We start from the raw sequence: 14,021 nt of genomic DNA, 5'->3' as shown, positions 1-14,021 counted from the left end.
TCCACACACCGGATTGACAAGACAGTGCGTTACCAGCCGCATCAAAGCCTAGCATCTTGTTTGGTGAACATGGAGTGCCTTCACGAGCATCCCCATCAAGCTGCAAAAACTCTCCTGAACGTAACCGACCAGCAGAATCTACGCTGCCTGCTTTAACCTGACCGCCAGTGTAAATACCCTTATTGTTAACTGTGCGAATCCAACTCCCATCTGACATATAAAAACCGCCGCCCCATGTGCTGTTCTGCCAGCCAAAATTCCCTTTTGTCACTAACCATCCACCTTCCGACGTAATATCAGAACCCGCTTTTAGCCTTTGGTTAAAGGCTCCATTCTCTGCATTAACATCACCACCTTTTATGTTCTTCGCATTTACTGTGTCTGCATTAACGTTATCTGAGTTAATAGTGCCAGCATTGTTAATGTTGTTCTTGTTCATATCGATTGCAGTGTGCATTCGATTTAGTTCAGGTCGTCCATTAACAGCATAACGATATAGTCGGTCGCTTTCTTCAGCTCCACCGGCTAATGCGTCGGATGTTAAATACGAGACAATATGCCCTCGCTGTGCGCTAAGCCCCAAACTAGACAGATTAACTTCCCAGCCGCCACCGGCCCCCTTGGCCATATTCTCAGGATAAACATACCCGCCTAGACCAGGCATGCTCTGAGAAATATAACGAAGACCCTTGAAATTAATTTCCTTACCACCAGACGTCAAAACAAACGCCATAAGTTTATCGCTTTGCTTTGGGTTCTTTGTTATAGCAAGAATATAGTTCTGGCCAAAGTTATTCGTCGTTGCAAATCCAGCAGGCAGAAATCCTCTATCAAGTAGATTCTGCCCCGTGACGGTAACAACTCCCCCATCCTTAACTTGATTAATAATAGTTGAGTAATTGTCCTTTATATACTTTACACCACCTTGTTCAACCGTGGTCATTTGCGATCCAGTCATCACCCACACTTGCTGATCCATGTAATTGGCATATCGTTCCATGCCAATAGGTGCGGCAATCAAAACAATAGCGAGAACAATAGAAAGAGAGAGCAATGACACCCCTCTATTAATCTTGGAACCGATAGTTTCAGTAGTCATACGACACCCGATATAAGCAGTTTAGGAGAATACACCGCAATCCCAGATAGCAAGGCAAACAACCACGGCGCATAAGGTTGATATCTGTCTTTTTTTAGCCACATAACAAAAAAGAGAAATAGAAACGCATAGCCACTAAGTAAGCTAGCTTGCGACCACGGCAGCCAAGCACAAAGCCCAGCAATGAGATGCACATCGCCGAGTCCAAATCCCTCTTCACCATCACGAAAGAATTTAGATAGCAGGTAAAGCACGTACAGCACAACAAACATCCCCCCACTTCCGACAGCCGCCTCAGTGAAGGTAATAGAGTTTTCAGGTAACAGACTAAATAACAATCCGCTGACCCAAAACCCTGAAGTAAAGCGTAATGGCAACCAATAATTACGCATATCGAGCAAAACCATTGGTATGCCCCATGCCAACAACCCAATGATTTTGCCAGCTCCCCAATAAGAGAAAGACCCTCTAACTGCTTCGATTGTCAAAACGTAACTAATGGGAATAAAAACAGCCTTGACACTATAAATCTGAAAATTAGTAAGTGAAGGGCCAGCATGTTCCAAGAGAAATTGTTTAGCTTGATTAACCAGCATCTTAGAAAGGAAAAAGAACACACCAAGAGAAATAAGTAATAGCAACAACTTCATTATGTCGCACCACTCATCGCTTTCATGTACACAGAATATATTTTTCTGGCGTATATCAATCTGCGTTCAGAGTTCCCTTTGTCAAACCCGGCATTGTATGAACCTAGACATTCCCAATTCACGCCACACAGCCTAAGATGCTTAGCAAGAATCCACGCGCCAATTTGCACATTCAAACAGGGATTCTCTAACAACTCGCTTTCATCGTTTAGAATACCCATCTTCCTTAACATTGGAACGTGGCGTTCGTTTATTTGCATCAACCCGAGATCTCGACTCAATACACGCTTACGCGACTTATCCATGTTTTTCCCTACTGCGCGTGGATTAAGGCTGCTTTCTACCTTTGCAATTGAGTGCAACAGTATCGGGTCAACTTTATATCTCGCACCAGCCTCACTAAAACAAAATGCGCTCGCATCGTTTGAAATGAGAAGAACACAACTAATAGTTAATACAGTGACAACTCTATTAAATGATAAAAACATAAGAATGCACTCAACGAATGAGCCGACAACTAATGTTGCCGGCTGTATTAGCTTTACGAGTTAGAGACAAAGGTCAATGTGTTTTGCCCAACAGTGCCTTTATCAGCGTTACACATTGCACCAATAGAGCTAGCAGCAATCGGCCCGTTAGTTGTTGTACCGTTAATCTGAGTAGAGGCCACTCGTGGCGATGCACTCACCTTCGTACCGATGGCAATACATGCTTCTTGAGGTACTGATGCGTAAGTTAGCGAAAACCATGTTTTTTGACCGCCTGACGTAGCAACTGGCTGCACAGTAACCGCCCCACCATATAGGCTCTGCACTTTCGCAGACCCTGATTCTTTTTTCCCGATAATGGTCATGTTCTTTGGAACACCGCCAAACTGAGCTAAAGCCCCGGTCATATCATCAGGGCCAGAAAATGGATAAGTCCCCTCACTTTTTAGCATCGAGCTAGTGTTATACAAAATATCTGCCGCATTACTAATTTCTGTAGAAGAATCATTACGGTTAAACAATCCACCTCCGGCAGTCATGGCGATTGCATAAATTAGAAGTGAGATCCCAATATAAACCCCAGCCTCTAATAACGTAATAGAACCACGATTAATAGGTGAACGATTGGTACTATTTAATAGTTCCATAAATGTCCCTTGATTATTTTAAGGAATTAAACGCCAACAACAGAGTTAAGTTCCTCAGTTGACAGAACGATGAGAATCATATAGGCAGCATCAAAAAGCAAAGCGAAAGCGAAAATAATACTCGCCGTTCGTTTTATTTTTTTGATTGTAGCGGAAAGCCAGGCCTGAGAAAATTTTTCTATAACCTCCTCACTACCATCCTTGTCCGTTATCAGAACAAGTTTTTCTATCGCCTTTTGTGATGGAAAGTTATATCCAGAATCACGCAATGCTAGGCCTAAATACCGTCCTTTACCAACAAGCCTTTTTGTCTCAGCCAAACGCTCATAAAGCCATGGGGGTGCATACATGCAAAGTTTATCTAAAATATCGTCTGTCTTTACCTGAGCCCTCATAAGAGAGCTAACATTCAACAGAAACGCCACACCTTGAACATCCTTATATACACTCCACGGCAACAATCTATCTAAAACATTTTTTCTTACACCTCCTGTTAAATTTGGTAGCGACCAAAAAATGCAAGCAACAATGCAAGCCAATATAAATGCAATCACATATGCATTGTGTACAAAGAACTCAGAAATAGTCGCTAGCCACCATAATTTATTAGGCCAAATTTCCCTAGGAGCCAAAGAGTCTAAACGAGGAAAAAAGAAAACCGTTACCACTTTCATCATAATGAAGCTGGTGCCAACAAGTATTAACGGGTATGCCAGTGTTGTGAGCACGGTAGATTTCATTTCCCCCATGCCTTCAACTACGGAGCCAGCCCGTTCAAATGCCAGCCCCATATTTCCATCATGCGTACCAATACTCAATATCGTGAGTTCTTGACGAGGAATCCAAGCCGATAGACCGGGCAAGATACTGCCGCTTTTCAATGATTCAAGCATGTCATTTAGACAGTAAATAACCGGCGGCGTTTTATTACCGAACCCTTTAATCATCGCTTTCAGCGACTCTTCTTGACTCCTGTTACTTTGAAGTAAAAATGACAACTCAGAATAAAGTTCTAATCTATCTGACGTTGAAAATGTTTTTTGCGCCAGCCATCGGCCTGCTTTATGTTTTATTACGTCTAAATTATCTAATATCACCTCCTGCCATTTCGATATCAAATAATAAACACCATGTTCACGAAGGTCATCTAGAAGTCGCTTAAAAAAAGAAATCATACGACCTCCCCAGAAGGTAGCAGCGTTAAACTATCCTCATCCAATGGACAAATTCTATCTGCGTCAATGGGGTCAACCACACCATCATGAATATGACGCATAAGATGTTGAAGACGAGTGATTCCGCCTAATTCATTCACCCAATAACTACGCGCAGCTAACTTTCCCTTATAACGAAATAACTCCATAAAACGAACGTCAGGACGAATAACTTCAGCAATGATTCGCCGGCCCACTACTCCCTTGTGACAGTTTTCACATCCAATTTGGTTCCTAAAATAAAGTTTTTCTACATCGCAAAACTTTTTCAGCAAAGTGACAGACTCTTCAGGTAATAAACCATTCATGTCACCCCAACTTTTTTTACATTTAGGGCACAACTCCTGAACCAAACGCTGAGCAATTAACCCAATCATTACCTGTGGGTCAGCAACTTGACTCATGGGGATGTCTAGCGTGTCCGTTAGACGGTCTAAAATACCAACACTGTCATTTGCGTGAAGAGTGGTAAGTACCAAGTGGCCTGTTTTTGCTGCTGTCTGTGTAGATTTTACCGAGTTTGCATCTCGCATCTCACCAACAATCATAGAATCAGGATCAAGACGTAACGATGCACTAATTGCCCTTACCCATGCGTGACTGACTGCATCAGGATCACTTCTATCAGCAATAATCGCTGTCTGAACTGCACCTGGTATCAAACCTTCCGGTGGATCTTCTAGAGTCAGTAACCGCTTTCTATTTCCTGTAAATTCTAAATAGATAGAACTAAACGTCCGTAAAGTTGTACTTTTCCCTGAACCAGTTGGCCCAGAAATCGTAATAACCCCCTCCGGCCTGGTTAGCATTCGTCTAATGAGAATTTGTTGCTCATGAAGAAAACCTGATTTTTCTAGCGAAAGTAACTCATTGCCTTCGTCAGGTATGATCCTCAATACAACATAAAGACCGAACTCTGCGGGACGATGAGCATAACGAGCGCCAAACAATGGAATGTTTTGTAAAAACTCCTTCCTAAGTCGAGCATCTTGCTCACGATTAGGGTAAAAACTTGGATCAGCCATATCACACATAGACATGATAATGGTTGAGGCCAATGATTTTCCCTCTTCAAGATCTAAGTGGCGCGCCTGCTCTAAATCGCCATGAACACGAAACTCAACAATCGTAACGCCATTCATACCTATCAGTAGGTGAATATCACTCGCATTGAGTTTTTTAGCTTCCCTAAAAAGCCCAATAATCTGCTCTTGCTCTGCAGAAAAACTTCTATTTTCAACTTCTTTACGGAGTTCCTTATCTTTATTCTGAAGCTCCTTCAGAGTTTCTAAATCAACTCGTTCAACAATTAAATCAGGATAGCGTTTAATCGCCTCAGCAATCGCTGAACGCATCGGTAAATCATTGTGTGATTTAGATGCATAAAGAACTACCTTCTCAGAGTCATTCTTATCCAAATAAATATAAGGGGAAACACTAAGCTGTGACATTATCACCCCGCAAATGATAGCGAAAGTAATGTATTATTTTTACCGGAGACAACAACCTCATTAAAACCAACACGCTTTACTGTATATTCAGTCCCCGGAACTCTGCTCCCATTTTGTACAGGGACACGATTTCCATTACTTAAAACCAAAACAGCCGAAAACCCGTTACCAGAACCGGTAATTTCTACCACTTGAGGCGGCGAGCTATACTCCTCAGTAACTTTAATCAACTTTTGAGTATCTTGCGATGGCGGTTCTGGGTTAAACGGCTTCTCTAGCGTTCCATCAAATCCATTTTTATGGAGTTCATTTAATGCTCTAGCCATTGCTAATTGCGCTTCATACAGAACCGTACCGGCTTGAATTTCCTCCAGCTTGCCAATATTTAAAGCTCGGTTTGCTTCGCTTTGTAAAAACGTCGTCAACGGCAAAGAAGATTTTGCCTCTGGTTTAAAATCAACATTCTCTGCTAATACACAATGCGGAGATAACCCCAAGAATACAGCTAAGTAAAAAACACGAAACTTAGTGGTTGGCATACAGTAAGCCCTCGATTGTGTACTCTAACCGGTTATTTTTAAGTATCATCCCAATAGCAAGAGCCCTTATCCCACTGCTATCAAATCGAGTTGATGCGAATAGCCTATCCGGTGGAACATCCGTAATGAATGTAAAGCGATATACGCGCCAAGGTAGATTTTCTACACTACCTTCTTTTAAGGTCGTATTTGCATCTATTTCATCCAATCTGAACTTTGCACCAATTAGCTGAGCAAAACTCGTTAGATGTTGGATCTGCTTATCATCAGGAAGAAGAGCTTCAGGTTGCTTCGGCACTTCAAGCGATACCGGCAAACTAAAAAACGCATCATCTGCACGACCAGGGATGTTAAATTTAGGCTTAATATCAGGGCCATATATAGCGGGTAATCGCGATGCAAAATCACCAACGGTTCCGCCACTTGGCAATGAATAATGCAACGTAATTTGTCCATTTACATCACAAGTCGCATTACCAAATATCCAGCCAGCAATTGAGATTGGCGCTTTTTTCCAAATACCACTGCACGCATTCAGCATATCTGGAAACTTCGGTTGCGTAGCCCACGGCTTCACGATTTCGACAATTGTTTTTTTAGCTCGTGCTTTTAGTGCTGCTTGAGCAGCTGCAACTTGAGCTTCTTCCTGATAGCGCTCCCATGCTGAGTTTGCAAAGTACCCCACACCAAGAACTACTGCAGCAGCCACCCATATAAATATGGCCTGTTTATTATGCGTTTGGATTAGTCGAGAACGACGAACACTCGATTTACCTTCCAGCATATCTACAAGTGATTTTTCTTCCGTCGCTATGTCGGGAAAAAAATCACTAGGCGCATATACTTTCCAACCATCTTGCGGTGTAGTCGAGATACTTAAAAACTGATTAACTGAAGACTCAATTATTTTCTTGTCACCGACAATATCGCTTAGTGGAGATAGCGTCCCGTCATCAACAGCAATAAACCAAAATTTATCGTCAGGTAATGTAAATATCACATAGCAGTTATTAGGAAGAAGCGGTAACACCGTCAGAGCCAGAGATGATAAAGAATACCTTGCTGAGTCATTGGTAATTTTTACCGTACCAAACAAAGTTCCTTGCTCACCGGCATTACTAATATCCAAAGCTACCCAATGGGTAGCTTCGGCCTCTTTTGCTCGTAGTCGCATACCCCTACGGCCTCGTAGGGGTAAGTATTTCCAAGACAAACCCGCAATATAGCGAGATTTCCCAGATCTCAACAAATAAGTTGTTTGTTCCATGCCTTACCCCAATACGACAGGGGTGATGAGAATAACCAGCATATTGCGGTTATCTTCACCTTTTGCCCCACCACCTAAACCCCAAAATTTAAAGCTGCCGACGCCTTGGTGATTAGATGAATTGCTAATGGATTGGTAACCGCTTAAAACAAGCGTCTGCCCAGACTGTATATTTACGCGCTGAGTAAATGTTTTAAGCCTGGTTTTTGTAAGTTCAATTGATTGCTTATCACTCGTGAACGTGCGCATTGTCGGATCATCAGACATATTGATCGCAAACTGCAGTTGCATTTTTGGCGACTTAGGCATCAAAAATGGCAACACATTCATCGTAAAACCGGTAGTAATGGTGGACTTAGAAATGCTGCTCGTGGTTCCTACGTTAGCAGTTGAATCAGTCGAAACATTCGATGCATAGTCCTGCTGTAACGCCACTTGAATTGGTACAGCAGACAAGTTAGTTGTCATGCTGGCCGCTTCAGTCATTACGCTGACATTTGCTTGCTCAGATAGGGCTTTAATAAACGCTTTCGTCCCTGCGCCTTTACCGTCAAGTATCGAAATACCACCATTTAGAGCATTAGATGCAGCACCAGTGAAAGCATTTGTCAGCGAAAGACCCACACTTCCGCTATTAAATACAGCATTCCAATCAATACCGTATTGGTCTTGCTGGCGTTTCTCTACGCTGTAGACCTGCACATTGAGCACGACTTGGCGATTAAGCTCAGTATTGCGATCATCAAGATAACGCCCAATGAGCTCTAACACTCGAGTAGTGTCAGTAACAGCCAAAACGCCAGCCGATAAATGCATTCGCCCAACACCTGGCGTCAAAATTGACTTAATGGTTTCAGTCACATCCTTATAGAGATCTGACTTAATTTCCATATCCGTAGTTTGAGAGGTATTAGAATCACCGCTTAGACCGCCGCCACTGTCCTGCCCCGTAGTCCCCATCGAGGTAGTCGTGCCACTGACTGTCTTCGAGCTAAACCCGGCTTTACTGTCCATAAAATTAACTGGGAACAAACGGGTATCTAAATAGAAGATAGCTACTCGCCCATGTTCATAACGCCACGACAAACCTAATCGAGTCGTAACGTTATCAAGCAAGCCACCAACTTCCCCCTGCCACGTTAGTCCTTTGAGCGACGTTCCCGTAGAGGCAACAGGAACTGCAGCTGGGCCAGATTGGCTACCTAGCGATGCTAATGGCACCATTCCGTTTGCATCGGGCGGTGGAATTGGGCCGCTCAGTTGCTCTGTTTTACCTGCACTTTGCGACAGCAAAGCACCAACATCAGGGGTGATAACTACAGGAATACGGCAACGCTGGGTTATATAAGCACTAACTTCAGCAAGCGTAATATTCCCTGGTCGATTGATAGCAACAGAACAGGGAGGAACAGAATTAGATACGCCATTTTTTGAATTTAATGGATATGGATTGATCCATTGTCCATTTAACTCTCGGACTACAGAACCACTTTTCAGTGTACCCAAGTCCTTTTCAACTTTATTTATATCCTTTGAAACTTGATTATCTATTTCATTAATGCGCTCTAAAGGCGCACATCCAGATAGCACCAAGATCAAAGCTGCTGCTACCCCGGACAAGGGAAGGATTTTTTTCATTTTTAACCTTACAGTGAGGGAGTTAGTTGAGGTATACCAAACTGCCGTTCGCAATACTGGCGGGAACATTTACCTGCATGTCATTTCCCGCACTATCTAACAGACGCCTTGATACAACCCGTCCAACTAATGCAGAACCTCGCGTTTTAGCTAACAATGCAGACATTAACCCCGGCTTATCATCCTGATAGACATACACGCGATCTGCTTCTAAAACGTTATGCAATCCTGGAACAGAAACCCAACCAAGAGATGAGTCTGGTATCACTCCGTCTTTTTTAGATGGATTCGCATAGCGCCAATCATTTATTTCATTGATATAACTAACCGTCTGAATTGCTCGTTGGTTCAAATCACTTTGTTCAACTCTCAATTCAGATTTATTTTGCAGAGGGATTGAAGACCAAATAAACACGCCAATAAATATTGATAGCAACCAGTAATTCACGATAACCATCCCCATAGAATGAGAGTCTACTAAGATCTCTCATTAACGAACTTCTTTGTCGTCTACCATGACCACGCATTGATTACTGATTATTCCCGCATAGAGCGGAACCTTTGCAGCACCATAGAGTGTAAACAGGCCATTCAGCGCATGACGAAAATCGCCTTTGAATTGGAGAGGTGCATCTACACGGTAATTAACTACATTAGCCGGCCACGCGACAGTCCACGTTGAAATGCCAGGTGTTGCGCATTTTTCAGTTGCGGCCCAACTGAATAAGCCGTCTTTTAACGTAGCCCCTGCCTCAATCCGCCATATTTTCGGCTCAACCACAGGTTTTACAGTTTTCTTGATCACCGTTTCAGTAACCACAGGCTTCAATGTTGTTGGAGTTTTGGCTGAGGCTGAAGTTGAGGTTGGCGATGCCGTAACAATCGACTTACCCATCCCATCTGGCGCTTTTGCCTTATCTTTATAATCACTAAATGGATTACGAAGATTTTCCGTTCCAACCGCAGAACTGTTTGTTGCTACTGATACTTGGCGCTGCTGCCAATCAATAATCGCAACTAAATTATGCTGCCCTAACAATTTATTCAGAACATATGGCCACTGGTCATTGGTATCTACAGTAACTTTTTTACTTAACTTTGTTCTGATATCGGAAGGCACAACAACATACCAACCATTAGGAACAATTTTATACAACACCGGTTCTATCTCAGCATTTCGCACTTGAATACTAATCACAGAGAATGGTTCCGGCGAACCAACCGATTTGATATGAGGTAACCCGCGCAACGATTTAGGATTCATATCATTTTTGGTACGAGCAGGAGCTGCTGCTAATGTAGGTGCGCGTGTAGATTTTTGACGAGAAGTTTGAACAGTTATGCTGGCGTTTCGTAACTCTTCTTGCGCGGACTGAATCAACTGTAAATTGATATTTATCTGCGTATCCACGAATTGTTCAGCTGTATTGCTTTCATGCCGGTTACCCGGAAGACTGCAACCGCCCAACAACACTGGAAGCAAAATGGAAGTATGAATAATTTTCATAGGCTTCATCGAGTTGTGGCGTAGCACTTCCCTGCCTGGGACGTTACGCATGATGGACGATAAAAACCAGCTAAGTTTTATCAATCAAAACTTGACCAGTTACTTTAAGCGTCTTCAGAATTTCACATTCTTTCCTCCATAAATAGCAGTCGAAAGTTAGTTTACTTGCCGCTGCTTTCCTACAGGCTTGTAAGAGCGACGGCGAGTATTCTGCGTTTCTTTTAGTTTTTTGATATATGAAACTGAAAAGTCTTTATTATTATCAGTCTCAATTTGATGATAACGACAGCCTACGCTGCCATCGAATGAAAAAGGAAAGAATGTGTTATACATGATAACGTCCCTGTATTGAACAAAACACAAAATGATTGGTTATTTTTAGAAATGACTTTGTATACGCAGCTATCAGTACGGCAATTGCTTATAAAAAATCAATTACATCTTCTTTTTTTTGTCGTCTTCCTCCTTGGGCGGGAAAAAATCTATTCGACCAAAAATATCTGCTTGTGCCACAGCACGTTCGACTTTCGGCTTTCGCTTTTTTCTCATAGCCTCAAGTTTAGATTGAGCTAAGATGGATTTTTTATGCCGAACCACACACATTGGCATCGATACACCTCCATGTTAAGAGAAATATGACTGCTGCACTTACAGGCACAATGATTGATAAATGCACAAGTCATATCTCGCAATTGAGATCATTTATGTGGGCTTTTTACACATAGGCGCGACACGATGCCCATCGTTCTCCAGCAAGATTCCCCTCCTCTTGTGCTGGCTAGCGTCGCTATTTTGTTTTTAAAGAGCATCTAATCAATCCACTATTGATTAGGTTTAGCGTTTAAAGCTTTACATTTATTTATCTTTTACATCCCCAACAGCTAAGATGCTTTCAAAACGAAGAAGGTGATCTTTGAGCCTCATGGCCACCTCTTTACGCTTTGAGCGCCCGGCTTTTTCTGCCGCAATCGTCAGTAATTGATTAGTCTCAGCATCTAATGGAAGATTTAATGATGATGGTTTAGCATTACACATGTTTAACACCTGTACTAAAACAGTGTTAATTATATGAATCAATGAGATACAAAAAAAGGGGGAAATAATTCCCCCTTGCAAATGAAAATACAAACAGTTTATAGCGAAATTATTTTACTAAGTATCAACATGTCAATTTCCATGCTAACAGTCATCCTCAAGGCCTGCAGGCCTACCACCCCCATCTTTTCAGCCGACGCATGGAGATATTTATTAACATTTTGAGGTGTAATCCCTATAAATTCTGACACCTGAGTTGCAGTGTAACCCCTTGAATAATAATAAACACACCGACACTGCATATCGCTCAAAGAAGGAAAAATCTTGTGAAATAGTTCGATTCCGCTAGAATTATAAGCAGCCATAAAACGCCTCTCTCATAGGTTTTTTAAGGTTAGCTGCGGGTAGGTGTTGCACCACCTACCCGCAGCGCATGATCATTGAACTCCTTTTCTTATTTTTTCCATCCCTGCCTTTATCCTTACAGGGATAATGAAACTATTTTTCATAGCAATAGTTTCATAGATAACACAATCTAGTTCAGATGCTGTTCCTGATAGAATTTTGTTTTCATAAGAAGAAAACATATTACGCTCAAGACTTAAATCATCCGGTTCAGTACCGATTGCCGACTGACCGAATTTATCAACAGCAAGCTTAGATTCTGGATTATATTTAAGACAAATTTCAATATCAGAGTATGATCTCCCCTTCTTGATTAATTTATATCCCAATCCATCTTTATCGGATGGAGACCACACTCCATACGACTCAGATATGATTTTTTTTATTGGTTCATCTATACATCTTTTCTTAAAATTAGCGAATATAGAATAACTTCCATCCTTGACTCCTAAACGCTCTTTGTATTCTGAAATTGAAAAAATTATCCGCTTATCAAGCCCCTTCCATCTGCTAATTTCCTTCAGAATTCTTTTCTCATATCTACCGCTAAACGAAGTAAAAAGCCTAAAGTCTATCTCTGAAAAACCATTGTATTCACACAGCATTTCAACGACATCAGGAAGCATGTAGATAACAAAATCACCACCCACATCATACTTTACCCTGGCAATTGGGGAAAAATTATCAAATCCTTTTTCACCACTATAGCCAACCGGTCGAGAACGAAGAGACACAGCTGCAGGCTCTAGTATTTTTCTTATATTGTCTTTTTTGCAGTTAAAGGCATGCATTAAATCAGCCTCTGAAAAGTTAAATACGTGTGGAATCAGTGGTAACTCTTTACCTAGTTTTTTAAACTTTTCACGCTTACCTTTAACCTTTGATATCTCACATAAAAGCAACGCAAAGATATCCTGCTCTGTAGCAGTTAACGAGGCAGGGAAAATGTTCTCAGGCTCTCTAAATTTGTCATATAGCTTATTTTTAGATGACATACCCAACCACTCCGAAGATGTTTGACGTTTGACACCATCCGTTGATTCGGCGTGTCTCGTGCTATGAAAATAGAATACCCCCAACACATATACAAATCAAATGCATTTGTATATATATCGTGGATAAAGTGTATAGAGTTAAGCATAAGTGACTGATATACAAGAAATAAATAAATAAATCACTCGCGGAAAAAATCAGTAATTAGAGCTGAGTCACATAAATTTAAGGTTTACAATCAATGCCACCATGCACTAAATCAGCACAAAAACGGTTCATGTTTAGCATCAAAACAGTACAGCACCAATCCAGCAGGATGTTACGGGTAATCAAAGGTTAAATGCATACATCTAAAAGCAAATAAGTATATATGTTGCGGATAATCCGTATAGCCTACACGGATAATCTGTATAGCTAATGCGGATGATGCGTATAGATAAACCGGATAATCTGTATAGATAAACCGGATAATCTGTATAGAAGTTGTTGTTTAAGGTATTGATATAAAAACAAAAAAACCGCCTGTAAAACTATAAAATATAAAACTATAAAAATATAAAAGCCTGTACAGTTGGATAATGTGTATATCACTCATGTGGAAAAGTGAGGACAGCACAGCTGCCCAACACTTTACACACAATCGTATTGATCATTCGTCATAAACGGCTAGTTACGCTCCGCGCTCAATAAAATTTTTTATTTTTAAATTTAAAAGCATTAAAACACGCTCTCAGGCCTTTATAAGGAATTGCACTACCCAGCTATAGCTACACATCAGAACGGTGCTCACATGGCTCGCTATGCAGCTTTATGACTTGTCACAAGTTGGATCATAACGATCTTTCATATGATCTTTGCTTTACGGAAAAAATGAGTAGAAAAATCAGTCAATAATCACTCTTGAAAGGTATGAGGATTAATTTCGTAAATCTTCTCACGTATAGGCCCATGCGGCGGTGAATACTACGGATAACCTGTATAGATATCCGGCTAAATGCCTGAAACATGGCTGCCTTTGGATGCTGCTAGCGCAGAAATTTCGTAAATCTTCTCACGTATAGGCCGGTGTAACGGTCAATGCTACGGAT

15 protein-coding genes are annotated in these 14,021 nt (G+C 41.5%); all 15 read right to left on the bottom strand.

Going from position 1 to position 14,021, the window contains the following annotated elements; genetic code table 11:
• Positions 1–1,099: shufflon system plasmid conjugative transfer pilus tip adhesin PilV (pilV, locus tag L975_RS14945; RefSeq protein ID WP_047709202.1), on the bottom strand; the 1,099-nt coding region annotated here is incomplete at its 3' end.
• Positions 1,096–1,749, bottom strand: a complete 654-nt coding sequence (locus L975_RS14940; RefSeq protein WP_047709201.1) for an A24 family peptidase — start codon at positions 1,747–1,749, stop codon at positions 1,096–1,098. The genes pilV and L975_RS14940, both read right to left, overlap by 4 nt.
• Positions 1,749–2,237: a lytic transglycosylase domain-containing protein gene (locus L975_RS14935; RefSeq protein WP_047709200.1), complete on the bottom strand. Its 489-nt coding sequence runs from the start codon at positions 2,235–2,237 to the stop codon at positions 1,749–1,751. The genes L975_RS14940 and L975_RS14935 overlap by 1 nt, the downstream gene beginning before the upstream one ends.
• Before the next feature lie 53 nt (positions 2,238–2,290).
• Positions 2,291–2,884: a type 4 pilus major pilin gene (locus tag L975_RS14930; RefSeq protein WP_047709199.1), complete on the bottom strand. Its 594-nt coding sequence runs from the start codon at positions 2,882–2,884 to the stop codon at positions 2,291–2,293.
• A gap of 26 nt (positions 2,885–2,910) precedes the next feature.
• Complete coding sequence (locus L975_RS14925; RefSeq protein ID WP_052181516.1) at positions 2,911–4,059, bottom strand: type II secretion system F family protein; 1,149 nt, start codon at positions 4,057–4,059, stop codon at positions 2,911–2,913.
• Complete coding sequence (locus tag L975_RS14920; RefSeq protein ID WP_047709198.1) at positions 4,056–5,549, bottom strand: GspE/PulE family protein; 1,494 nt, start codon at positions 5,547–5,549, stop codon at positions 4,056–4,058. Before L975_RS14920 ends, L975_RS14925 begins: the two co-directional genes overlap by 4 nt.
• 2 nt (positions 5,550–5,551) lie before the next feature.
• The gene (pilP, locus tag L975_RS14915; protein ID WP_052181514.1) at positions 5,552–6,088 is read right to left on the bottom strand and encodes a type IV pilus biogenesis protein PilP; all 537 of its coding nucleotides are present in this window, start codon (positions 6,086–6,088) and stop codon (positions 5,552–5,554) included.
• Positions 6,075–7,355, bottom strand: a complete 1,281-nt coding sequence (gene pilO2 / locus L975_RS14910) for a type 4b pilus protein PilO2 (protein ID WP_081995723.1) — start codon at positions 7,353–7,355, stop codon at positions 6,075–6,077. Before pilO2 ends, pilP begins: the two co-directional genes overlap by 14 nt.
• Positions 7,356–7,358: 3 nt before the next feature.
• Complete coding sequence (locus L975_RS14905; protein WP_047709196.1) at positions 7,359–8,993, bottom strand: PilN family type IVB pilus formation outer membrane protein; 1,635 nt, start codon at positions 8,991–8,993, stop codon at positions 7,359–7,361.
• A gap of 22 nt (positions 8,994–9,015) precedes the next feature.
• Positions 9,016–9,441, bottom strand: a complete 426-nt coding sequence (gene pilM, locus L975_RS14900) for a type IV pilus biogenesis protein PilM (RefSeq protein ID WP_177326652.1) — start codon at positions 9,439–9,441, stop codon at positions 9,016–9,018.
• A gap of 42 nt (positions 9,442–9,483) precedes the next feature.
• Positions 9,484–10,500, bottom strand: coding sequence for a toxin co-regulated pilus biosynthesis Q family protein (locus L975_RS14895; RefSeq protein WP_177326651.1), 1,017 nt, complete (start codon positions 10,498–10,500; stop codon positions 9,484–9,486).
• A gap of 156 nt (positions 10,501–10,656) precedes the next feature.
• Positions 10,657–10,833: a hypothetical protein gene (locus L975_RS18235; protein WP_156121230.1), complete on the bottom strand. Its 177-nt coding sequence runs from the start codon at positions 10,831–10,833 to the stop codon at positions 10,657–10,659.
• 102 nt (positions 10,834–10,935) lie between these two features.
• The gene (locus L975_RS18230; protein ID WP_156121229.1) at positions 10,936–11,109 is read right to left on the bottom strand and encodes a hypothetical protein; all 174 of its coding nucleotides are present in this window, start codon (positions 11,107–11,109) and stop codon (positions 10,936–10,938) included.
• Between the two features lie 246 nt (positions 11,110–11,355).
• Positions 11,356–11,535, bottom strand: a complete 180-nt coding sequence (locus tag L975_RS14890) for a TraY domain-containing protein (protein WP_047709194.1) — start codon at positions 11,533–11,535, stop codon at positions 11,356–11,358.
• A gap of 437 nt (positions 11,536–11,972) precedes the next feature.
• A complete protein-coding gene (locus tag L975_RS14880; protein ID WP_047709192.1) occupies positions 11,973–12,935 on the bottom strand; it encodes a replication initiation protein in 963 nt (320 codons plus the stop codon).
• Between the last annotated feature and the right edge of the window lie 1,086 nt (positions 12,936–14,021).

It is taken from the genome of Plesiomonas sp. ZOR0011, assembly GCF_000800945.1.
Lineage (GTDB): Bacteria > Pseudomonadota > Gammaproteobacteria > Enterobacterales > CAMTGL01 > Plesiomonas > Plesiomonas shigelloides.
Note: the sequence above shows the minus strand (reverse complement) of the source record. Positions and strands in the feature narration are given on the sequence as shown.

What these genes read in the sequence shown, in the direction of transcription:
- L975_RS14935 (WP_047709200.1), bottom strand. Translation starts at nt 2,237, where the DNA reads ATGTTTTTATCATTTAATAGAGTTGTCACTGTATTAACTATTAGTTGT.
- L975_RS14920 (WP_047709198.1), bottom strand. Translation starts at nt 5,549, where the DNA reads ATGTCACAGCTTAGTGTTTCCCCTTATATTTATTTGGATAAGAATGAC.
- L975_RS18230 (WP_156121229.1), bottom strand. Translation starts at nt 11,109, where the DNA reads ATGCCAATGTGTGTGGTTCGGCATAAAAAATCCATCTTAGCTCAATCT.
- pilP (WP_052181514.1), bottom strand. Translation starts at nt 6,088, where the DNA reads ATGCCAACCACTAAGTTTCGTGTTTTTTACTTAGCTGTATTCTTGGGG.
- L975_RS14890 (WP_047709194.1), bottom strand. Translation starts at nt 11,535, where the DNA reads ATGTGTAATGCTAAACCATCATCATTAAATCTTCCATTAGATGCTGAG.
- L975_RS14930 (WP_047709199.1), bottom strand. Translation starts at nt 2,884, where the DNA reads ATGGAACTATTAAATAGTACCAATCGTTCACCTATTAATCGTGGTTCT.
- L975_RS14880 (WP_047709192.1), bottom strand. Translation starts at nt 12,935, where the DNA reads ATGTCATCTAAAAATAAGCTATATGACAAATTTAGAGAGCCTGAGAAC.
- L975_RS14895 (WP_177326651.1), bottom strand. Translation starts at nt 10,500, where the DNA reads ATGAAAATTATTCATACTTCCATTTTGCTTCCAGTGTTGTTGGGCGGT.
- L975_RS18235 (WP_156121230.1), bottom strand. Translation starts at nt 10,833, where the DNA reads ATGTATAACACATTCTTTCCTTTTTCATTCGATGGCAGCGTAGGCTGT.
- L975_RS14905 (WP_047709196.1), bottom strand. Translation starts at nt 8,993, where the DNA reads ATGAAAAAAATCCTTCCCTTGTCCGGGGTAGCAGCAGCTTTGATCTTG.
- L975_RS14940 (WP_047709201.1), bottom strand. Translation starts at nt 1,749, where the DNA reads ATGAAGTTGTTGCTATTACTTATTTCTCTTGGTGTGTTCTTTTTCCTT.
- pilO2 (WP_081995723.1), bottom strand. Translation starts at nt 7,355, where the DNA reads ATGGAACAAACAACTTATTTGTTGAGATCTGGGAAATCTCGCTATATT.
- L975_RS14925 (WP_052181516.1), bottom strand. Translation starts at nt 4,059, where the DNA reads ATGATTTCTTTTTTTAAGCGACTTCTAGATGACCTTCGTGAACATGGT.